The sequence below is a fragment of the Cellulomonas sp. NPDC057328 genome (genome assembly GCF_042667215.1).
GTDB lineage: Bacteria > Actinomycetota > Actinomycetes > Actinomycetales > Cellulomonadaceae > Cellulomonas.
In genome coordinates, this window is sequence record NZ_JBHUZW010000027.1 from 19,985 (window position 1) to 39,493 (window position 19,509).

Annotated in this window: 19 protein-coding genes; 13 read left to right on the forward strand and 6 right to left on the reverse strand. The window is 77.0% G+C overall.

Annotated elements, in window-relative coordinates; translation table 11 throughout:
• Window positions 1-58 precede the first annotated feature (58 nt).
• Together ACFUMH_RS07330 and ACFUMH_RS07335 are read right to left on the reverse strand one after the other, a co-directional pair.
• Window positions 59-982 carry a hypothetical protein gene (locus ACFUMH_RS07330; RefSeq protein ID WP_378202679.1) on the reverse strand — a complete coding sequence of 308 codons (924 nt, stop codon included), beginning with the start codon at window positions 980-982 and terminating at the stop codon, window positions 59-61.
• 54 nt (window positions 983-1,036) lie between these two features.
• Window positions 1,037-3,154: a hypothetical protein gene (locus tag ACFUMH_RS07335; protein ID WP_378202682.1), complete on the reverse strand. Its 2,118-nt coding sequence runs from the start codon at window positions 3,152-3,154 to the stop codon at window positions 1,037-1,039.
• Between the two features lie 695 nt (window positions 3,155-3,849).
• On the opposite strand from ACFUMH_RS07335, the gene ACFUMH_RS07340 reads away from it, so the two are divergent.
• The gene (locus tag ACFUMH_RS07340; RefSeq protein ID WP_378202685.1) at window positions 3,850-4,683 is read left to right on the forward strand and encodes a hypothetical protein; all 834 of its coding nucleotides are present in this window, start codon (window positions 3,850-3,852) and stop codon (window positions 4,681-4,683) included.
• A 93-nt stretch (window positions 4,684-4,776) separates the two neighbouring features.
• Complete coding sequence (locus ACFUMH_RS07345; protein ID WP_378202688.1) at window positions 4,777-5,169, forward strand: cupin domain-containing protein; 393 nt, start codon at window positions 4,777-4,779, stop codon at window positions 5,167-5,169.
• Window positions 5,170-5,265: 96 nt separating this feature from the next.
• Here the strand turns inward: ACFUMH_RS07345 and ACFUMH_RS07350 are convergent, their stop codons facing one another.
• The gene (locus ACFUMH_RS07350; RefSeq protein ID WP_378202691.1) at window positions 5,266-5,730 is read right to left on the reverse strand and encodes a hypothetical protein; all 465 of its coding nucleotides are present in this window, start codon (window positions 5,728-5,730) and stop codon (window positions 5,266-5,268) included.
• Between the two features lie 169 nt (window positions 5,731-5,899).
• On the opposite strand from ACFUMH_RS07350, the gene ACFUMH_RS07355 reads away from it, so the two are divergent.
• The gene (locus ACFUMH_RS07355; RefSeq protein ID WP_378202698.1) at window positions 5,900-6,580 is read left to right on the forward strand and encodes a GPP34 family phosphoprotein; all 681 of its coding nucleotides are present in this window, start codon (window positions 5,900-5,902) and stop codon (window positions 6,578-6,580) included.
• Window positions 6,581-6,602: 22 nt separating this feature from the next.
• Here the strand turns inward: ACFUMH_RS07355 and ACFUMH_RS07360 are convergent, their stop codons facing one another.
• Window positions 6,603-7,427 carry a TspO/MBR family protein gene (locus tag ACFUMH_RS07360; protein WP_378202702.1) on the reverse strand — a complete coding sequence of 275 codons (825 nt, stop codon included), beginning with the start codon at window positions 7,425-7,427 and terminating at the stop codon, window positions 6,603-6,605.
• Between the two features lie 77 nt (window positions 7,428-7,504).
• Here ACFUMH_RS07360 and ACFUMH_RS07365 point away from each other — a divergent pair, with 77 nt between their 5' ends.
• Window positions 7,505-8,044: a DUF3995 domain-containing protein gene (locus tag ACFUMH_RS07365; RefSeq protein WP_378202704.1), complete on the forward strand. Its 540-nt coding sequence runs from the start codon at window positions 7,505-7,507 to the stop codon at window positions 8,042-8,044.
• Here the strand turns inward: ACFUMH_RS07365 and ACFUMH_RS07370 are convergent.
• Window positions 7,989-8,492, reverse strand: coding sequence for a hypothetical protein (locus ACFUMH_RS07370; protein WP_378202707.1), 504 nt, complete (start codon window positions 8,490-8,492; stop codon window positions 7,989-7,991). The genes ACFUMH_RS07365 and ACFUMH_RS07370 overlap by 56 nt on opposite strands.
• A 66-nt stretch (window positions 8,493-8,558) precedes the next feature.
• Here ACFUMH_RS07370 and ACFUMH_RS07375 point away from each other — a divergent pair, with 66 nt between their 5' ends.
• Entirely contained in the window at window positions 8,559-9,200 is a 642-nt protein-coding gene (locus ACFUMH_RS07375; RefSeq protein WP_378202710.1) for a TetR family transcriptional regulator, read from the forward strand.
• An 11-nt stretch (window positions 9,201-9,211) separates the two neighbouring features.
• On the opposite strand, the gene ACFUMH_RS07380 is transcribed toward ACFUMH_RS07375, so the two are convergent.
• Entirely contained in the window at window positions 9,212-10,750 is a 1,539-nt protein-coding gene (locus ACFUMH_RS07380) for an SDR family NAD(P)-dependent oxidoreductase (RefSeq protein WP_378202713.1), read from the reverse strand.
• Window positions 10,751-10,998: 248 nt separating this feature from the next.
• Here ACFUMH_RS07380 and ACFUMH_RS07385 point away from each other — a divergent pair, with 248 nt between their 5' ends.
• The 8 genes from ACFUMH_RS07385 (at window position 10,999) to ACFUMH_RS07420 (ending at window position 19,486) form a co-directional block, all read left to right on the forward strand.
• A complete protein-coding gene (locus ACFUMH_RS07385) occupies window positions 10,999-12,921 on the forward strand; it encodes a collagen binding domain-containing protein (protein WP_378202716.1) in 1,923 nt (640 codons plus the stop codon).
• Window positions 12,922-13,101: 180 nt separating this feature from the next.
• Window positions 13,102-13,677 carry a hypothetical protein gene (locus tag ACFUMH_RS07390; protein WP_378202719.1) on the forward strand — a complete coding sequence of 192 codons (576 nt, stop codon included), beginning with the start codon at window positions 13,102-13,104 and terminating at the stop codon, window positions 13,675-13,677.
• A 140-nt stretch (window positions 13,678-13,817) separates the two neighbouring features.
• Window positions 13,818-14,786 carry a CPBP family intramembrane glutamic endopeptidase gene (locus ACFUMH_RS07395; protein ID WP_378202722.1) on the forward strand — a complete coding sequence of 323 codons (969 nt, stop codon included), beginning with the start codon at window positions 13,818-13,820 and terminating at the stop codon, window positions 14,784-14,786.
• A gap of 5 nt (window positions 14,787-14,791) precedes the next feature.
• Window positions 14,792-16,081 carry a sensor histidine kinase gene (locus ACFUMH_RS07400; RefSeq protein ID WP_378202725.1) on the forward strand — a complete coding sequence of 430 codons (1,290 nt, stop codon included), beginning with the start codon at window positions 14,792-14,794 and terminating at the stop codon, window positions 16,079-16,081.
• Window positions 16,078-16,770: a response regulator gene (locus tag ACFUMH_RS07405; protein WP_378202728.1), complete on the forward strand. Its 693-nt coding sequence runs from the start codon at window positions 16,078-16,080 to the stop codon at window positions 16,768-16,770. The genes ACFUMH_RS07400 and ACFUMH_RS07405 overlap by 4 nt, the downstream gene beginning before the upstream one ends.
• Before the next feature lie 93 nt (window positions 16,771-16,863).
• Complete coding sequence (locus tag ACFUMH_RS07410) at window positions 16,864-17,262, forward strand: HNH endonuclease (protein WP_378202731.1); 399 nt, start codon at window positions 16,864-16,866, stop codon at window positions 17,260-17,262.
• A 71-nt stretch (window positions 17,263-17,333) separates the two neighbouring features.
• Complete coding sequence (locus ACFUMH_RS07415) at window positions 17,334-18,200, forward strand: GyrI-like domain-containing protein (RefSeq protein ID WP_378202734.1); 867 nt, start codon at window positions 17,334-17,336, stop codon at window positions 18,198-18,200.
• Window positions 18,201-18,319: 119 nt separating this feature from the next.
• On the forward strand, window positions 18,320-19,486 hold the full coding sequence (locus ACFUMH_RS07420) for a hypothetical protein (protein ID WP_378202738.1): 1,167 nt from the start codon (window positions 18,320-18,322) through the stop codon (window positions 19,484-19,486).
• Window positions 19,487-19,509: the final 23 nt, after the last annotated feature.

A 19,509-nucleotide genomic window follows, 5' to 3' on the forward strand; every position in this document is an offset into this window, starting at 1 on the left:
CACGCTAGGTCGGGGCGCGCGGCGCGGCCCGGCGAGGCGCGGTCCCGGTGCGCGCGCCTCACGCGGACGCGCCGGCCGGCACGCCCGCCCAGCGGAGCACCCGCAGGGCACGCAGCGTCAGCCACCGGCTCGGCGCGCCGACGCGCTCGCCGAGGTCGACGAGGAGGCGGTCGTGGTGGGCGACGTCGGGCGCCCACCGGCCGTCCGGCGCGCGCCGGGCGACGAGGACGTCGAGCGCCTCCCGCACGCGCTCGTCCGGGGCGGGCCGGGTCAGGCGCAGGTGGTCGAGCGCGCGGCCGACGTCGTACCGCCAGCCGTTCGGCCAGGCGAGCCGCAGCCAGCGGTCCTGGCCGACCGCGCCGTCGGAGCGCCGCCGGAACAGGTGGCGGTCCAGCAGGTACTCCTCCCCGCGGACGCGCGCGTCGGTCACCGCGGCGTCGGGCCCGACCGACCGCTCGTGCTCCCACAGGCCCTCGAGGACGTTGACCGTCGTGTCGAACGACCCCCGCGTCGACCCGTCCTCCTGCTCGCAGTTCCACCCGCCGTCCGCCATCTGCTCCCCGAGCAGCCGGTCGACGACCCCGCGCACGTCCTGCCCGAAGTACGCGCCGATCGCGACCGTGCGGCCGTTGATGCACGGCTCCACCTCGCCCTCGAAGAACCGCAGGCTCGGGTCGTACTCCCACCGGGCCGCCTCGTGCACGGGCGCGACGGCGCGCCGGGCCTCGGGGCTCGCCGGGTCCAGGCCGAGGTCGCGCAGCAATCGCAGTGTCGCCTCGGTCGAGACCCACTCGGGGAAGAACGTGCCGCCGCTCCAGCGCCCGTCGGGGTCCTGAGCGGCGAGCAGCTGCGCGCCCCAGCCCTCGTGCGCGACGCAGGCGCGCTCGCGCGCGACCTCGTCGGCGGGGGCGTCGGTCAGGTCCCGCAGCACCTGCCAGCGCAGCGCCGGGTCGGAGTCGAGCAGCCACGTGAGGACGTCCATCCCGCCGATCGTCCTCCGGGCGGGACGGACGTCAAGGGGCGGTGCGGCGCCCGGTCAGCCGCCCGTGGTGAACGTCTGCACGGGACCCACCGTGCGGCCGTGCGCGTTCTCCGCGACGACGCGGTACCGGTACGTCGTGCGGCGCGACAGGCCGGACACGGTCTGCTCCTCGCCGCGCTCGTACCCGGCGCCGCCGAGCGACAGCGTCGGCGTGCGGCGGCCCGTGCTCGACTGCCCCCACTCGATCCAGGCGGTCGTCGCGACCCCGTTCGGGTGGACGCGCAGCTTGAGGTCCGCCGACGTCGCGGACACCGACGCCGGCCCGACGGGGCGGACCGTCGGGGGGCCGGGCGCCACCCAGGAGTCCTCGCGCGTCGCGGAGCCCGCCTTCGTGGTGACGGTGACGGTCCACCGGTACGCCGTGCCGGGCCGCAGGCCGCGCGGGCGGATCGTGCGGATCTCCTGCGGCCCGTCCTTCGCGACGGCCTGGAGCGTGCTGCTGCCCACGCGGGTCGAGCCCGCGAACCACTGGAAGCGCACGGACCCGGCGACGCCGCGCGTGTCGACCCACGCGTACAGGTCGGCGGCGGTGGTGGTGACGTCCCGCTCCTGCACGCCCGTGACGACCGGGGCGGCCGCGACGGCGACCGTGCGGACGTCGGTCGCGGTGCGCCCGCCCGAGTCCGTGACGCGCAGGGTGGGCGTGAACGTGCCGACGCCGTAGGTGTGCGTGAGCGACGCAGGCGGACGACCGGTGCCGGACCGCCTCGTGCCGTCGCCGAGGTCGAGCGACCACGACTGCACGCCGCGTCCCGTCGCGGACCGGGCCCCGGCGCTGCGGTCGCCCGACAGCTCGACCGTGAGCGAGCCCGCGCCCTGCGTGCGCGACGCCTCCAGCCACGCGGACGGGCGCGGCCGCAGCTCGGGGGCCGCCGCGAGCTCGCGGTACGCGTCGGCGGCGCCGCCGGACCCGAGCCGCCAGTCGCACGTGCCGGCGGTGTCGAAGTAGGAGACGACCTCCAGGTCGGTCCACGTCGAGAAGTACGCGAAGGCGTCGCGCAGCCACTGCGCCCGGCGTCCGGGCTGCTGCGGGTCCTCGACCGAGCCCCACTCGGCGAGCACCACCGGCTTGCCGTGGTTCGCCGCGAACGTCCGCAGCCCCGACGCGACCCGCTCCAGCGGACGCCACTGCGTCGTGCTGCCCTCGCGGCACCCGAACCAGTTGTAGATCGCGGACCCGACGCGGTCGACCACGTCGTCGCCCGGGTAGAAGCCCTTGGCCGTCGGGTCGCTGTTCGGCTTCGTCAGGGCGCCCGCCGACGGCAGCCACGTCCACAGCACGGTGGTGACGCCCTCGTCGCGGAACACCTCCAGGTAGTGGCGCCACGCGGCGACGTACTCGGCGGGCGTGCCCCACGCGGAGCCCGCGATGTCGGGCTCGTGGTGCAGCGTCAGGTAGACGGCGGGGCCCAGCTGCTTCACCTGGCGCGCGTGCGAGCGGATGCGCTCGTCGACGCCGCCGCTCGCAATGGTCGACCAGCGCACCACCGACCCGTCGCCGCGGCGGGGCAGCACCGACAGCATCGGGACGCGCCCGCGCTCGACCGTGGCGCTCGTCCCCGGCCCCCGCAGCTCCTCGTCCCAGCGGACGTAGACGCGCTGGGCGTCGAGGCGGCGGTCGAGCCGGTCCTCCGCGACCTGCGTGGCCGCCTCCGTGCTGGGCCGGTCGCCGCGGCTCACGTACTGGCCGAGCATCGTGGTGCCGCGCGCGACGAGGCGGGACGCGGTCGCGTCCGTGGTGGCGTCGGTGGCGGGGGCGTCGGTGGTGCCGTCGACGGCGCCGTCGAGGGAGCGGTCGGCGAGGGGGTCGGGCAGGGCACCGGGGCCGGCCGGGGACGACGCCGTGGGTGCGGGGGTCGCGGCGGGGGTGGCCGCGGGGTTCGGCGCCGCGGGTGGCGCGGGGGTGGCTGCCGGGTCGGCGGTGCCCGTCGGTGCGGGGGTCGGTGCGGTCGGCGCGGCCGTCGCGGCGGCCGTCGACGTGCCGTGCGGGACGGCCGCGACCGCGGGCGTGCCCGCCAGGACGACGGCGGTGAGCGCCGCCGCCACGGCGGCGAGCCGACGGGTGCGCTCCGGCCGGCGGGCCGGGCGCGGGGCGAGGCGGTGTGCGGGCACGGTGTTCTCCACGTCCGACGGTCAGGGAGGCGACGAGGGTCGGCGCCCGGTGCCGGGCGCGCGGGCCGAGGGCCGCCCGCGCGGGGCGGGGCCGTCGTCGCGTCCCACAGGAGACCGCACGTTCACCCGATCGGACCAATCCGTCTCACCCGGTGGAGCCGTCGGTGGACAGGTCGACGCCCGCCGGCGCGCCGCCGCCGACCCGGCCGGGATGCTCGCGCGCCGAGCTCGCCGGTCGGACGCCGACGTCGCCGGGTACGACCGGCGACCTCGCCGTCGGACCGGCGACCTGGCGGTCGGACCGGCGACCTCGCCGTCGGACCGGCGACGTGGCGGTCGCACCGGCGACGTGGCGATGGCGGTGACTCCGTTCGGCGGTCAACCGGCCGTCGTGCAGCAGGACGCCGGCCGGGCGCTGCACGACGGCCGGGTCGGTGGCCGGGGCGGTCGGGAGACGTGGTGTCGGGGGAGGCGCGCGGCCGTCGCCGGCGCCCGACCGCGGCCGGTCGGCGGGGGTGCCGGGGTGTCGGCGCCCGGGTCTACGGTCGCCGCATCGGTCCGGGCCGTCGCCGGAGGTGGCGCCGCCGGCCACGTCGGCCGCCAATCGTTTCAGGTCGCCCCCCGCGGCCGCGGCGCTGCGTAGGTTGCGAGGCCTCACTCGTCACGGCACTCGTCACGTCTCCAGGGGGCAGCGCATGAACAGGATCAGGACGACTCTCACGGTGGGCCTGCTGGCCGCGTCGGTGCTGGCCGTGGTGCCGGCGGCGACGGCCGCGTCCCCGGACGGCGGCCGGCACGGTCACCCGGGCGGGCCCGGCCACCACGGGCAGCGCGGCCCGTGCGACCGCGTCGACGCGCTCTTCTGCGAGGACTTCGAGGGGCAGCCGCTGGGCGGCGCGTCGAGCCTCGACTGGGGCGTCGTCACGCGGCACGGCACGCTGCAGGTGGAGCGGGCCGGCCGCACCGGCAAGGCGCTGCGCGTGCACACCGAGGACAACGGCATGGCGTTCCTGCAGGTGCACGACTTCGCGGCGCCGGGCGAGAGCTTCTGGGGACGGTTGCGGCTGAGGGTCGACGACTTCCCGACCGCGCCGGACTGGGCCCACTTCACCCTCGTCGAGGTGACGGGCACGGGCAGCACGGAGATCGTCCGGCCGCTCGGCGGGCAGTTCGCGCCGACCGTCGGGCCGGACGCGACGTTCTGGGGCGTCGGCGCGGACGGCGGACCGACCGGCGACTGGACGCGCTGGCAGGAGTCCGCGCCGACCGTCGAGGACCGGTGGCAGTGCGTCGAGTTCGAGTGGTCCGCCCCGGACGACCGCGTGTCGGTGTGGTTCGACGGCGTCGCGCAGCCTGACATGACGGTCACCGGCACGGACCACGGCGGGGCCGACACGGACTTCGTCCTGCCCGTCGCGGACACGATCAAGGTGGGCTGGCAGCTCTACCAGGGCGGGACGACGCCGGAGCGGTTCGACGTGTGGATGGACGACATCACGTTCGACACCGAGCGGGTCGGCTGCCGGTAGCCGTGGAGTGCGGCGAGGCGTCCGCAGGCGGATCCGGCCGGTGCGCAGCAGGATGACCAGGACGTCGACCCCGACCGAGAGGTGAGCACACCCATGGAGCACTGGACGATCGCGACCGTCGCCGAGCAGAGCGCGGACTTCCGCCGGGTGCTGTGGACCGGGCAGCACACGCAGCTCGTCGTCATGACCATCCCGCCGGGCGGTGAGATCGGCGAGGAGGTCCACGAGGACATCGACCAGATTCTCACGTTCGTCTCCGGGACGGGGAAGGCGATCGTCTCCGGGCGGGAGAAGAACGTCGCGCAGGGCGACCTCGTCGTCGTCCCGGCGGGCAAGAAGCACAACTTCGTCAACACGGGCGAGAACCCGCTGATCCTCTACACGGTCTACGGCCCGCCGGAGCACGCCGACGGTGCCGTGCACGCCACGAAGGAGGAGGCGGACGCCGCCGAGGAGTCCGGCGAGGACGAGCCGCCGACCGAGTGAGCACCCCCTGACGGCCCGCGGGTCCGTCGTCGTGGTCGCCGCCGACGACCACGACGACGGACTCGCCGTCGCGGCGGTGCGGAGCGGGTTCCTCGCTCAGGACCAGTCGGTCGCCAGGAAGCCGAGCGCGCCGCCGCGCGGGAGGGCGGTCAGGGGCGAGGACCGCACCGCCCCGCCCTCGGCCAGGTGGCGGCCCTGCGCCGCGAGCCGGGGGATCGCACGCCCGGGATCGCGCGGGCCGTGCCGCTCGAGCACGGAGGCCAGGGCCCGGAACAGCGCGGCCGACTGGCTCGCGTCGTGGCCCTTCTGCACGCGGATCAGCGGCACGACGGCCCGGCGCCAGCCGTTGAGGCGCTCGAGCGAGAGGTCGACGCCCGTGCGGTGCACCGTGAGGTTGACGTAGGCGCGCCGCTCCGCGACGACCGGGCGGACGGTCCACGTGCGACGCGCGGGGGTGAGCAGGCCGCTGGCCACGTCGAGGGTGCCCGCGACCTCGCCCCCCGATGCGGCGTCGAGCACCAGGAAGACGAGCGCGCCGCCACCGGCGGGGGAGTGGGGCACGCGCGGTCCTTCCGTCCGGGACCTCTCGCCGGGCCCTCCGGCGCAGAAGTTACCCGCGGCCCGCTGCCTGCTACCGCTGCGACCGTCGCGGGCGCGGCGCGGCGGCAGCGGGTCAGGATCGTCCTGCGGACCGATCCCCGAAGGTGCCGCCGGCTCCTACGGTGGGCCCATGATCGTGGCCGAGGACGTCCTGCTGCTGCTGACCGACGACGTGACCGGCAAGGCGGTCCTGGACGGCACACGGCGCGACATCGCCGTCGCGGGCGCCGTCATCGCGGAGCTCGCGACCGAGGGCCGGCTGGCGGCGCGCAGGTCGCCGGGCCTGTTCGGTCGCACGACGCTCGACGTCGTGGACCCGACGCCGCTCGGCGAGGAGGTCCTCGACGAGGCGCTGCGCCGCGCGGGGGCCCGCGGCAGCGCGTCGCCGACGGCGGTGCTCGACCGCATCCGCACGGGCCTGCGCGAGCGCCTCTACGAGCGGCTCGCCGCCCGCGGGGTGCTCCGCGCCGACCACGGCCGCGTGCTCGGCATCATCCCGACGACGTCGTGGCCCGCCGTCGACGCGTCCCACGAGGCCGCGGTGCGCCGCGGGCTGCACGAGGTGCTGGTCGTGGGACGCGCGCCGACCTCGCGCGAGGCGTCGCTGGTCGCGCTGCTGTCCGCCGTCGACGCGGTGCCGAAGGTCCTGCCGGGCACCGGCGTGCCGAACCGCGAGCTCAAGGCCCGCGCGAAGGCCGTCGCCGCGGGCGACGTCGGCGGCGAGGCGGCGCGCAAGGCGGTCGAGGCCGTGAACGCCGCGGTCGTCGCCGCCGTGGTGGCCAGCGGGGCGGCGGCCGGGGCCGCCTCCTGACGCGCCGGACCGCGCGGCCGCGTCAGCGCCGGCGCGCGGCGACCGTCGCGACGACGGGGGCGAGCACCGCGACGCCGGCGGCCACGAACGCCGCCGTGGCGACGGTCCCGTCGAGCAGCGGCCCGTTCGAGCGGCCCAGGCCGATCCACAGCAGGCCCCACCCCATCGCGAACCCGATCGGCAGCACCACGGTCGGTCGGCGGCGGCCGAACACGGCGTACGCGACCGACAGCACGGCGGCGGCCGCGAGCACGACGACGGACCACCCGGTGGCGCCGAGCCCGAGCTCGCCGACCTCGGCGGCGGCGAGGAACGCCGCGGTGTTGGCGAGCGTGGCGACGCTGACCCAGCCCGTGTACAGCCCGACGGTCACGTCGGTGACGACGGACGTGGCCCGGCCCGTGTGCGGGAGGCGGACGAGCTTGACGTACGTCGTCGCGAGCACGGCCAGCAGGGCGACGATGACGAGCACGCTGCCGCCGACCGAGTCGGCCTGCACCACCGCGATCCACAGCGCGTTGAGCAGCATCGACGCGAGCACCCACCACGCGACGGCGCGCAGCCGACGGTCCGTGGCCTGCCGCGGCAGCGCCTGGACCACGGCGAACACCGCGAGGCCGGTGTAGATGACCGACCAGACGGAGAACGCGGGGCCGTCCGGTGCGAGCGGCGTGGCCGTGGCCGACAGCGCGCCGCCGGCGGCCTCGGCGACCGGCTGGCCGCCGAACGCGCCGGAGCCGATCGCGGCGCCGACGATCGCGACGGCGGCGCCGACGAGGACCGTGACCTGACGGACCCGGTCGCGGGACGTGGCGGGGCGGCCGACGGCCGCGGTCATGGTCTCCATGTCTCCAGCGTGCCAGTGCTCAGCATGCTGAGCATCTTGAACGCCGGCGCGCGCCGCCGCCTGCCTACCCTGGGTCGATGACCGGCGGCGAGCGGGGTCCGTGGGTGCCGCCCGCGTGGGTGGCGTGGGGTGCCGTGGCGGTCGCGCTCGCGTTCGCGGCGGTGAGCCTCGTGTGGGCGCTCGGCGGCACGGTCGGCCTCGACACGCTCGGCGGGGAGATCGAGCGGCTCGGTCGTGCCCGGGACCCCGCGCTGCTCGCCGCGAACGCGGTCGCGCTGGTGCTCAAGGTGCTCGGCGGGGTGCTGGCGCTCGCGCTCGTGCAGCCGTGGGGCCGGCGGCTCCCGCGCCGGCCGCTGCTGACGCTCGGGGGGGCGGGGGCGGCGGTGCTCGTGCTCTACGGCGCGCTGCAGGTGACGTCGGTGGCTCTGGTGGCCGCGGGTGTCGTCGTGCCGGACGAGCCGGTCGGGGACCGGGTGCTCGCGTGGCGGCTGCTCCTCTGGGAGCCGGTCTTCCTGGTGTGGGGGCTGCTGCTGGCCGGCGCGACGCTGCGCGCCGCGCGGCTCAGGCCGCCCGGCGGCGCAGCAGCGCCCCGACGAGCGCGACCGCCGCGACCGTGAGCGCGCCGGTGCGCACGGCGTTCGCCCGCAGGAGGCTGTCGAGCACGTCGGCGGAGAACCCGGCCGCGTCGAGGCGGTCGTGCATCGGGATCGCCCAGAGCATGGTGACGCCGAGCGAGACGAGCCCGCCGGCGGCGACGACCGCGGCGAGCGGGCGCGGGACGTCCGTCGGACGCGTCCACGGCAGCGCCGCGGCCGCGAGGAAGCCGACGAACCCCGGCACGATGACGACCCACGGGATCGCCGCGTCGTATGCGAGGTGGTAGGCGGCGAAGTCGGCGGCGCCGACCTCGCCGAACAGGGGGTAGGAGACGGCCTGGGCCTGCCACGCGACGCCCGCGGAGTACACGGTGAGGGCGGCGGTGGCGCCGAGCGTCCAGTCGCGCCACGTCAGCGCGCGGGCGGCGGACCGGGTGGGGGCGAGCGTGCGGTGCGTCATGGTGGCCATCCCCTGCTCCATAATCGTTGGAGCCAGACTACATTCACTGTAGTTGTAGTCAAGAGAAAGCCGACGATGACCGCGAGACGCCCGTACACCAGCCCACGACGAGCCGAGCAGGCCCGCGCCACCCGCGCGGCCGTGCTCGCCGCGGCCGCCGAGCTCTTCGCCGAGCAGGGGTACGCCGCGACGAGCGTCGCCGCCGTCGCCGCGCGCGCCGGGGTGTCGACGCAGACCGTCTACAACACCGTCAGCGGCAAGCCGCAGCTGCTGAAGGCCGCCTACGACGTCGCGCTCGCGGGTGACGACGCACCCGTGCCGATGGCGGAGCGTCCCGAGGTCCGGCGCCTGTACGCCCTCACGGACGCCACCGCGTTCCTGCACGCGTACGCGGAGCTCGGTCGGCAGGTGCTCGAGCGCGTGGGCCCGCTCATGCTCCAGCTGGCGAACGGGGCGGCCGCCGGCGACGCCGACCTCGTCGAGCACGTGCGCGTCACCGACGGCGAGCGCGCGATCGGGACGCTCATGGTCGCCCGGCGCGTCGAGGAGCTCGGCGCGCTGGCGCCCGGCCTCACCGCCGAAACCGCGCGCGACCGCATCTGGACCCTCAACAGCGTCCAGGTGTGGCACCTGCTGGTCGCGGGTCGCGGCTGGTCGCACGACGAGTACGCCGCCTGGATCGGTGACGCGATGTGCGCCGCCGTGCTGGCCCGCTGACGGCGCTCCGCCTACCAGGCCGCGCGCACGTAGTCCTTGAGGAAGCAGCCGTACAGGTCCTCGCCGGCCTCGCCGCGCACGATCGGGTCGTACACCCGCGCGGCGCCGTCGACCAGGTCGAGCGGGGCGTGGAAGCCCTCCTCGGCGAGGCGCACCTTGGTGGGGTGCGGGCGCTCGTCGGTGATCCAGCCGGTGTCGACGGCGGTCATGAGGATGCCGTCGGTGAGCATCTCCGCCGCGCTCGTGCGCGTCAGCATGTTGAGCGCGGCCTTGCTCATGTTGGTGTGCGGGTGCCCCGGGCCCTTGTAGCCGCGCGCGAACACGCCCTCCATCGCGGAGACGTTGACGACGTACGTGCGGCGCGCCGGCGACGCGGCCAGCGCCGGGCGCAGGCGGCTGACGAGGATGAACGGCGCCGTCTGGTTGCACAGCTGCACCTCGAGCAGCTCCATCGGGTCGACCTGCTCCACGGTCGCGACCCAGCTGTTCGTCTCGGCGACGTCCGGGACCAGTCCGCCCGCGTCGATCGACGTCCCGGCGACGAGCCGCTCGAGGCTCGCCGCCTCCGCCGTCAGGGACTGCGCGACGAGCTCGTCCGCGGCCGCGCGCGCCGCCCGCTCGATCGCGAGCGCCGGGCTGGTCAGCTCGCTCACCGACCCGGCGAGCGCCCGCGGGTGCGCGTCGCTCGTGTGCCCGAACGTCGTGATCATCCGCGCCGCGTCGGCGGGCAGCGGCGCCGACTCCGCGTCGGCGATCCGGGTGTACGCCCCGGGGGAGCGGCGCACGGTCTGCGCGGCGTTGTTGATCAGGACGTCGAGGTGCCCCTGCGCCGCCACGTGGTCCGCGAGCGCGACCACCTGGGACGGGTCGCGCAGGTCGATGCCGACCACGTGCAGCCGGTGCAGCCAGTCCTCGGCGTCCGGCATCGCGCGGAACCGGCGGACCGCGTCCCGCGGGAACCGGGTCGTGATGGTGAGGTCCGCGCCGTCGCGCAGCAGGCGCAGCGCGATGTACATGCCGATCTTCGCGCGGCCGCCCGTGAGCAGCGCGCGCCGGCCGGTCAGGTCCGTGCGGGCGTCCCGCTTGGCGTGGTGCAGCGCCGCGCACGGGGGGCAGAGCTGGTGGTAGAACGCGTCGACGACCGTGTAGTCCTGCTTGCAGACGTAGCAGGGCCGCGCACGCAGCAGCGTGCCGGCGGTCACGCCCGTCGTCGCCGACGTCAGGGGCAGGCCGTTCGTCTCGTCGTCGATGCGCCCGGGGCTGCCCGTCGCGGTCGCGGCGACGACGGCGGCGTCGGCCGCCGCGATGATGCGCCGCTTCTCGCCGCGGCGGTGCTTCTTCGCCGCCTTGAACAGCCCGGACGCGGCGCGGCGGGCCGACGCGTGCTGCGGGTGGTCCTGCGGCAGGACGGCCACCTGGTCGACGACCCGCAGGAACGTCGCGAAGTCGGCGGGGCTCACCCCCGGCAGCTCCGGTGCCGCGCCGCTCGCGGGGGCGCGGTCGAGGGAGTCGTCGGCGGGGGCGACCGACGTGGTGGTGTGCGCGCTCATGCGCCGTCCGTCCTGCGTGGGGGAGGGCCGGCGCGATCGCGGGCCCGGAGGATCGTACGCGGCGGCACCGGGGACGGTCCTGACCCGTGCGCACTGCCCGTGCCCGCTCGTCCGTGGCCGTGATGGAACCGTGACCACGGCCACCCGTACGGGTGAGGCCGGACCGGTACGGTTTCCCCCGTTTCACCGCTCGGCGTGCCTTGCTGCCGTCGCGCCCGCCGCCCCCTCGACCTGCGAAGGCCCATCCCGTGGACGACGACGCCCTCCTCCTGCCCTCCCCGCGGCCCGGCCGGCCGACCGGGCTCCCCCGACCTCGACGCCGGGCCGCCCGCGCCGGTGCCGTGGCCCTCCTCGCGGCGGCGCTGACGTGGCCCGGAGCCGGCGCGCACGCCCTGCCCGCGCCGGCGGCGCCGGCCGCCGTGCTCACCCAGGCCGTCGACCCCGCGCCCACGGGAGCGCTGTCCGGTCGCGTCACCGACGGCAGCGGTGCGCCGGTCGAGGGCGTCCGCGTCGTCGTCCTCAGCAGCGGCAACCCGATCATCGAGACGGCGACGGACGGCACGTGGCGCGCGGAGGGCCTCGAGGAAGGGCCGCACGTCGTGCGCTTCGTCCGGACCGCCCCGGACGGCGTGCGCTCCTCGCTGTACTGGGACGGCAGCCCGTACGGCACGCACGCCTTCACCTTCCTCCCGCCGCTCGCCGCGGGCGAGGACCGCGGCGGTCTCGACGTGGCCTTCGTCGACAACGCCACGAGCGGGACGGTGACCGCCGGCGGCGAGCCCGTCGCCGGCGCGACCGTCGGCTTCTACCGGCGGGCGTCCGACCGCAACCCGGCGACGACCGTCACGACGGCGGCCGACGGCACGTGGACCGCGCGGTGGCTGCGCCCCGACTCGTACGCGGTCAAGGTGACGCCGCCGGAGGGCTCGGGCCTCGCGCCCGGCTGGTGGAACCGCACCGGGGACAGCGTCGGCACGCTCCCCCTCGAGGGCGCGACGCCGCGCACCCTCACCGGGATCGACGTGGAGCTGGCCGCGGAGGCGCGCCTGACGGGGCGCGTGGTGGACGAGGCCGGGCAGCCCGTGGCGGGCGTCCGGGTGGCGGCGTGGGCGGACCGGGCGCGGCCCGCGGTGGCGGGGTACGCCACGACGGGAACGGACGGGACGTACACGTTCGGCGGCCTGGACGCGGCGTCGTACACCGTGCAGGTCGCGCCGCAGCGCGGCGCGGCGGATGCGGCCTGGACGGTCGAGAGCTTCCTCGGGGGTGCGCTGACGGCCGGTGCCGCCGTGTGGACGCCGGTCGCCGCGCAGGAGGACGTGGCGGTGGCCGACCTCGTGCTGCGGCTGGGCGGGACGATCTCGGGCGAGGTCGTGGGCGCGCCCGGCTGGGACGGCCCCGGCATCTCCGTGGAGGTGCTGGCCGCCGACGGGTCGGTCGTCGCCACCGTGCCGGCGCTCGAGAACGCTGACGCCGCCGACTTCGCCACGCCCGTCCTGCCGGCCGGCGTGTACCGGGTCCGTGCGGCGATGCCGGGCGACGGCCACTGGTGGCTCGGCGGCACGAGCGCCGGGACGGCGCGCGCGGTGGAGGTGGGCCCTCGTGCCGCCGTCGCCGTCGAGCTCGAGCTCTCGGACGAGTTCGCGGGGGTGCCGCCGGCCCCGACGGAGGCGCTGACGGACGCCAACCGCGGTGGTCTGTCGGTGGCCGGCCCGGTGGTCGCGGGCGACGAGGCCACCCTCGTCGGCCTCGGGGACGGAGGTCTGGGGTACGTCTGGCTCGCCCCGTCGCTCCAGGGGCTCGGGTACGGGCGCGCGGCGGCCGACGGGACGCTGCAGGTCGTCGTCCCGGCCGGGACGGCGGCGGGCGCGTACCGCCTCGTCGTCACGACGCCCGGTGGGTTCGTCCTGGGGTGGGCCGACCTGACGGTGACGGCGGCCGCCGCGCCGGCGCCGGGCGCCGTGCCCGGGGCTCCGGCCCCCGCCGCCACGCCCGCGACGACGACCACGCCGGCCGCCGCCGTCCGCGACGCCCGCACGGGCGCCGACGGCCGTCGCTCGGGTGCGCTCGCCGCCACCGGCGCGGACGTCGCGTGGCTCGTCGGTGGTGCGGCCGCCGCGCTGCTCCTCGGTGCGGGTCTCGTCGTGCTGCGACGACGTCGCTCGGCGTAGCACCGTTGCGGGGGTCACGGCGGGGCACCTCGTGCCGGTCGTGACCCCCGCCGACCTGCCCGCCTGGCCGCTCCGGGGAGCAGGGACCGGCGGGCGTGCGGCGGCGGGAGACGCCGGTCGCGGGCGCTGCCCCGGTCGGAACGCCCGGAGACGGGCGTCGCGCGCGCGTAGGTTGCCCCTGTGAGCCGCACCCGGACCGCCCTCGTCCTCGTCACCGCCGCCCCGGTGCTCGTGCTGGCGGCGTGCGCGGGCCTCGGGGCCGGGGCGTCGTCCACGGAGCCCGCGGACCGCGCCGCGCTCGCGGCCCGCGCCGAGCCGGCCGGGATCGCGCCCGAGCTGGTGCGCGTCACCGAGCTCGACGGGTTCGCGCTCGCGACGCAGTCGGTGGGGGTCTCGGGCGGGGACGGCATGGCGGCCGCGTACACGCGCACCGACGGCGACACCCTCGGCACGGTGCTGCTCCGGGCGGACCGGTACGCCGACCCGACCGCCGTCCCGTGCGACGAGCTGACCGGCTCGCCCGACGAGGTCCTGCGGTGCTCCGTCCTGCACGACGACGTGCACGTCGTGCTCGAGGGCGAGGGCGTCGACCCCGCGACGCTGCGCGCGGCCGCCGCCGCGGTCCGGGTACCGCGCGCGGGCGAGCTCGACCACCTGTTCGGCGACGTCCCCGTGGTCGGGCCCCCGGTGGAGCGCGGCGACCTGCCGCCGCACGGCGACGGCGCCCCGGTCGACCCGCCGGCGGTCGGCGGCTGAGGCGGAGGCGCGCCCACCCGGCGCGCACCTCCACCCTTCGATGCAACCGCGCACGTCCCACCCTCCGCACGGCGCGGGGGGAGGTCCCCGGTTCCTAGCGTCGAGTCACGTCACACCGACTCCGACGAAAGGGAACTCCGATGAGCGTCCTCCCTGCTCAGGCAGCCGCACCCCCGCGGAACGGCGGCGTGCTGGGCGTCGTCCGCCGCCGTCCGATCCTGTCGTTCTTCGTGCTCGCGCTCGCCGCGAGCTGGCTCGCGTGGATCCCGTACATCCTGTCGCTGCACGGCCTCGGCCTGTGGGACTTCCGCTTCCCCGGCGACCCGGGCGGGCAGATGCTCGGCATGCTCCCCGGTGCGTACCTCGGCCCCATCGGCGCCGCCCTCTTCGTCACCGCGGTGACCGACGGGCGCGCGGGGCTGCGCGCGTGGGCGCGCCGCCTGTGGCGGTGGCGGGTGAGCTGGCGCTGGTACGTCGGCATCCTCGCCGGCGTGCCCCTCGCGATGGTGGTGTCCGGGCTGGTGTTCTCCGGCGGCGAGGCGTACCTGCCGTCCACGGCGGTGCTCGCGGCGCTCGTGCCCGGGCTCCTCATGCAGATGGTCACCACGGGTCTGGCCGAGGAGCCGGGCTGGCGGGACTTCGCGCTGCCCCGCGTGCAGCGCCGGATCGGCGCGCTCGGCGCGGCCGTCCTCGTCGGGGTGCTGTGGGGCGTCTGGCACCTGCCGCTGTTCCTCACGGTCTGGGGCGGCTTCCCCGAGGTGCCGTGGTTCCGGCCGCTGACGTTCGTCGCGTTCTGCGTCGTCTTCAGCGTCGTGATGACGTGGGTGTTCAACCGCACCGGGCAGAGCCTGCCGATGTCGATGCTGCTGCACGTCAGCATCAACAACGTCGCGTCCGTCGCGTGGGCCGACGCCTTCCCCGGCATGGGGCGCGACACGTTCCAGAACGTGCTGCTGCTGGCGGCCGGCGTCGGTGCGGTCGTCGTGCTCGTCCGCAGCCGCGGCGACCTCGGGTACCGGCCGGAGCGCACCTCCGACGTGCACGGTCACGAGCCGTCGTCCGTCGGCGCCGCGACCGCCCTCCCGCGCGAGGCGGCGCGTCTATCGTGACCACGGTGATCGAGCGCCTCGCTCAGCACCGCCGCCGGCCGACGGACGTCGTGCCGGCGGCGTGCTGGCTGCTGTCCGTCGCGCTGCTCGCGGCGTCCGTGCTGGCCCGCGGCGCGGACCCGACGGCCGCGGTCGGCGCGCCGGGGTTCGGGACCCCCGCGTGGTGGTGGGCCGTGGCGGTGCTGGCGCTGCAGGCCGGAGCGCTCGCCGTGTGGCGTGCGCGGCCGCGCGCCGCGGTCGTCGCCACCGCGGCGGCGCTGCCCGCGCTGCTCGTGCTCGGCGGGGCGGTCGGGGCCGGGCTCATGGCGGTGCTCGTCGCGACGTACCGGGCCGTGCTCGCGCGTCCCGCCCGCCGCCTCACACCCACGCTGCTGGCGGCCGGCGCGCTGGTCGCCGTGGGCGTCGCGGCCGCCGAGACGCGGATCGGCACCGCGGCGTGGCCGGCCGCCGTCGCCGGCCTGCTCCAGGCGCTCGGGGCCGTGGGCCTGCCGCTCGCGCTCGGGAGCGCCGTCGGGTCCCGCCGGGACGCCGTGGCGGCCCTGGCCCGCACGGTCGAGGCGCAGGGGCGCGCCCGGGACGCCCTCGTGCAGGTCGCCGTCGAGCGGGAGCGCACCGCGATGGCGCGCGAGCTGCACGACATCGCGGCGCACCACCTGTCCGGCATCGCGGTGATGACGGCGGCGATCGGCCGGCAGATCGACGTCGACCCGGACGGCGCCAAGCGGGCCGTCGCGCAGGTGCGGGAGCAGAGCACCGCGATGCTGCGCGACCTGCGGCACCTGGTCGTGCTGCTGCGCGACGTCGACTCCCCGTCCGACCCGGCCGCCCCCGTGCGGATGGAGACGCTCGCCGGCGTCGCGGACCTCGCCGCGCGGGCGCGGGAGGCGGGGCTGGACGTCACGCTCGACACCGCCGGGCCGGTCGCGGAGCTCGCCGCGTCGGGAGCGGTCGGCCCCCTCGCGCAGCTCGCGGCGTACCGCGTGGTGCAGGAGGCGCTGGCCAACGCCGCCCGGCACGCGCCCGGCGCGCCCTGCACGGTCCGCCTGGACGCGCGTGCGCAGGGGCGGCTCGAGGTCGTCGTCCGCAACGACGCGCCCGCACCCGACGGCACCGTCGTCGACCACGACCACGACCACGACCACGACCACGACCCCGGCTACGGCCTCGTCGGCATGCGCGAGCGTGCCGAGCTGACCGGCGCCACCCTCCGGTACGGGCCGACGGACGACGGCGGCTGGCAGGTCACGCTGTCCGTCCCCACCACACCCACGACGACCGAGGAGCAGCACCGATGAGCGACGCCGACCCCGCCGCGCGCCCCGTGCGCGTCCTCGTCGCGGACGACCAGCCGCTCGTGCGCGCCGGCCTGTCCACCATGCTCGCGACCGAGCCGGGCGTCGAGGTCGTCGGCGAGGCCGCGGACGGCACCACCGCCGTCGAGCTCGCGCGCGCCCTGCGCCCCGACGTCGTCTGCATGGACATCCGCATGCCCGGCACGGACGGCATCACCGCGACCCGCGCGCTCTGCGGCCCGGACGTCGCCGACCCGATCCCGGTGCTCGTGCTGACGACCTTCGACGTCGACGAGTACCTCTTCGGTGCGCTCGAGGCGGGCGCGTCCGGGTTCCTGCTCAAGGACGCCGAGCCGGCCACGCTCGTCGAGGCGGTGCGGTCGGTGGCCGCGGGGCACGGCATGCTCGCGAACGCCCTGACCCGGCGCGTCCTGCGGGAGGTGGTCACGCGCCGCCGGACGCTGCCCGTCACCGCCGCGCGCGCCAGCGAGCTGCTGACCCCGCGCGAGCTCGACATCGTCCTGCTGCTCGCGCAGGGCATGTCCAACGAGGACATCGCCCGCGAGCTGTACCTCGAGGTGTCGACGGTGAAGTCGCACCTGGCGCGGGTCATGCCGAAGCTCGGCGTGCGCTCGCGGCTGCAGGCCGTCGTGTGGGCGTACCAGAACGGGATCGTCGACGTCGGGCGCTGAGCGGTCGCGCCCACCCGCACCGGCAGCCGCACCGGCGGACGCCGACGGGCGCGGCGCCGGCCCCGCCGCCGCGGCGCCTCCTACGCTGGTCCGGTGGCCACCGGGATCCGTCGTCAGCGCGCCGCACGCCGGCGTGCGCGGCGGCTGGGGCGGGTCGAGAACGACCTGACCGACCGGGAGTGGGCGGCGCTGGTCGACGCCTGGGGCGGCTGCGCCTACTGCGGCGCCGCCGACCGCGCCCTGCAGCGCGACTGCGTCCTCCCGATCTCGCGCGGCGGGCGCTACACCGTCGACAACGTGGTGCCGGCGTGCGCGTCGTGCAACGCGAGCAAGTGCAACACCGAGGTCACCGCGTGGCTGCGGCGCAAGCGTCTCGACGAGCGGGCGTTCCTGCTGCGGCACGCGACGGTCCGCGCCGGGCTGCGCGACGACCCGGCGGACGGGGCACCCGTCGGCGCGGCGGACGAGGCGCCGGTCGTCCCGGCGTCCTGACCGGACCGGTCCGGAACGGTCGGGCGCCGGCGCGTGCCGCGGGACCAGGGTGGTCGGCAGGAGGGAGCACCGTGATCGCCTGGCTCAACCGGATCGTGGACGTCGTCGAGGAGGACCTCGCGCAGGAGCTCGACGTCGCCGGCCTCGCCGCGAGGTCGGGCACCACCGAGCACCACCTGCGCCGGATGTTCTCGTCGCTGGCGGGCATGCCGCTGTCGGAGTACGTGCGCCGTCGGCGCATGACCCTCGCCGCGGCGGACGTCGTCGCCGGCGGGGACCTGCTCGGCGTCGCGGTGCGCCACGGGTACGGCTCGGCCGAGGCCTTCGGGCGGGCGTTCCGGGCGGTGCACGGCGTCAGCCCGGGGCAGGCCCGGCGTGACGGCGGCCCCCTCCGCACCCAGCCCCGCCTCAGGTTCCGCCTGACCGTCGAAGGAGCATCACCCATGGACGTCCGCCTCGTCTCCCGGCCCGCCTTCCGCCTCGTGGGCCGCGCCGCCCGCGTCCCCCTCGTCCACCACGGGGTCAACCCCGCGATCCAGCAGCACGTCGCGGCGCTCGACCCGCAGGAGCACGTGCGGCTGCGCGCCCTCGGCGACACGGAGCCGCGCGGCCTGCTCGCCGTCAGCACCGACCTCGACCCGGACCGCCGCGAGGGGAGCGAGCTCACCTACCTGCACGGCGTGGCGGTCACGGACGACGCCGAGGTGCCCGAGGACCTCGACGTCGTCGCCGTCGACGCCGGCTCGTGGGCCGTCTTCCGCGCCGCGGGCGCCTACCCGGACGCCCTCCAGGCGGTGTGGGCCGCGACGGCGACCGAGTGGTTCCCGTCGAACCCGTGGCGGCTGCGGCCCGGCCCGGAGGTGGTCGCGGTGCTCGACCGCGCCGACGACTTCAGCACCGCCACGGTCGAGCTCTGGCTGCCGGTCGAGGGCGCCTGACCGCCGGGGCGCCGCATTCACCCCGTGGCCTCCTTGCCCGCGACGTGCCGGGACCCATAAGACGGACGAACCGGACACCGCGACCGACGTGGTGCCGGACGTCCACGGGGGGTTCCCACATGACCGCACGACTCCGTCCCGCGCTCGGCGCGGGGGTCCTCGCCGCGGCGCTCGCGCTGTCGACGACGCCCGCCCACGCCGAGCCGCGCGGGCCCGCCGGCTGGACCCCGGTCGAGCTCGGCACGCTCGGCGGCGCCCGCACGACGCCCACGGCCGTCAACGACCGGGGCCAGGTCGTCGGCACGTCCGAGACGGCCGACGGCCGGTGGCACGCCTTCCTGTGGGACCGGGGCGTCATGACCGACCTGACGCCCGACGCGCAGTCCGGCACTGCCACCGACATCTCGACCAAGGGGCACGTGACCGGCTACGTGCAGCCCGCGCCGGGGGAGGCGTCCGACGCGTTCCTGTGGCGGGGCGGCACCACGACGGTCCTCGCGGAGGACGGCCACGGGCTGGCGGTGAACGAGCGCGGTCAGGTCGGCGGCTCGGTCGCGCAGCCGGCGACGTGGTCGGACAACCCGTTCGTCTGGACGGCGGGCACCCGCACCGACCTGACCCCGCCGCCGTTCCCCGACGCGCGCACCAGCGCGTCGCTCCTCGACCTCAACGACCGCGGCGAGGTGCTCGCGGCGAGCGAGTACACCGACGACTCCGACCTCGGCTACGTCTGGTCGCGCGGCCGGTTCACGGAGCTGCGGGACGCGGACGCGCGGCTGCGCGGCGTCGACCTCAACGACCGCGGGCACGTCGCCGGGTCCGTGGGCCGGACGGGCTGGTTCCGCGAGGCGGCGCTCTGGCGGGACGGCGCGATCCGGCGCCTGGGCGTGCTTCCGGGGCACGAGACGTCCCTCGCCCTCGCGCTCAACGACGCGGGCCTCGTGGTCGGCGTCAGCGCGCCGGCGCCCGGTCAGCGCGGCACGGGCGTCGTCTGGCGGGACGGCGTGCCCGTGCCGCTCGGCGTGGTCGGGGAGGGCTGGAGCCTGGCGAGCGACGTCAACGAGCGCGGCCAGGTCGCCGGCCAGCTGGGCGCGACGACGGCCGACGGGGCCGAGGTCGCGCAGCCGTTCGTGTGGCAGGACGGGCGGCTCGTGCCGCTCGGCGCGCCCACCGAGGACGACGTCACGGTCGCCGACCTCAGCGAGAAGGGGCACGTCCTGACCGTCACGGGCGACGTCCTCGCGGAGCGCGGCGTGCTCTGGGTGCCGGCCGCGCCGCGGTCCTGACGGACCGGGCCCGGACGCGGGTG

Excerpts from the sequence above, each read along its gene's own strand:
- ACFUMH_RS07395 (WP_378202722.1), top strand. The coding sequence starts at position 13,818 with ATGAGCGTCCTCCCTGCTCAGGCAGCCGCACCCCCGCGGAACGGCGGC.
- ACFUMH_RS07360 (WP_378202702.1), bottom strand. The coding sequence starts at position 7,427 with ATGGAGACCATGACCGCGGCCGTCGGCCGCCCCGCCACGTCCCGCGAC.
- ACFUMH_RS07420 (WP_378202738.1), top strand. The coding sequence starts at position 18,320 with ATGACCGCACGACTCCGTCCCGCGCTCGGCGCGGGGGTCCTCGCCGCG.
- ACFUMH_RS07380 (WP_378202713.1), bottom strand. The coding sequence starts at position 10,750 with ATGAGCGCGCACACCACCACGTCGGTCGCCCCCGCCGACGACTCCCTC.
- ACFUMH_RS07370 (WP_378202707.1), bottom strand. The coding sequence starts at position 8,492 with ATGGCCACCATGACGCACCGCACGCTCGCCCCCACCCGGTCCGCCGCC.
- ACFUMH_RS07365 (WP_378202704.1), top strand. The coding sequence starts at position 7,505 with ATGACCGGCGGCGAGCGGGGTCCGTGGGTGCCGCCCGCGTGGGTGGCG.
- ACFUMH_RS07330 (WP_378202679.1), bottom strand. The coding sequence starts at position 982 with ATGGACGTCCTCACGTGGCTGCTCGACTCCGACCCGGCGCTGCGCTGG.
- ACFUMH_RS07345 (WP_378202688.1), top strand. The coding sequence starts at position 4,777 with ATGGAGCACTGGACGATCGCGACCGTCGCCGAGCAGAGCGCGGACTTC.
- ACFUMH_RS07375 (WP_378202710.1), top strand. The coding sequence starts at position 8,559 with ATGACCGCGAGACGCCCGTACACCAGCCCACGACGAGCCGAGCAGGCC.
- ACFUMH_RS07340 (WP_378202685.1), top strand. The coding sequence starts at position 3,850 with ATGAACAGGATCAGGACGACTCTCACGGTGGGCCTGCTGGCCGCGTCG.
- ACFUMH_RS07355 (WP_378202698.1), top strand. The coding sequence starts at position 5,900 with ATGATCGTGGCCGAGGACGTCCTGCTGCTGCTGACCGACGACGTGACC.
- ACFUMH_RS07405 (WP_378202728.1), top strand. The coding sequence starts at position 16,078 with ATGAGCGACGCCGACCCCGCCGCGCGCCCCGTGCGCGTCCTCGTCGCG.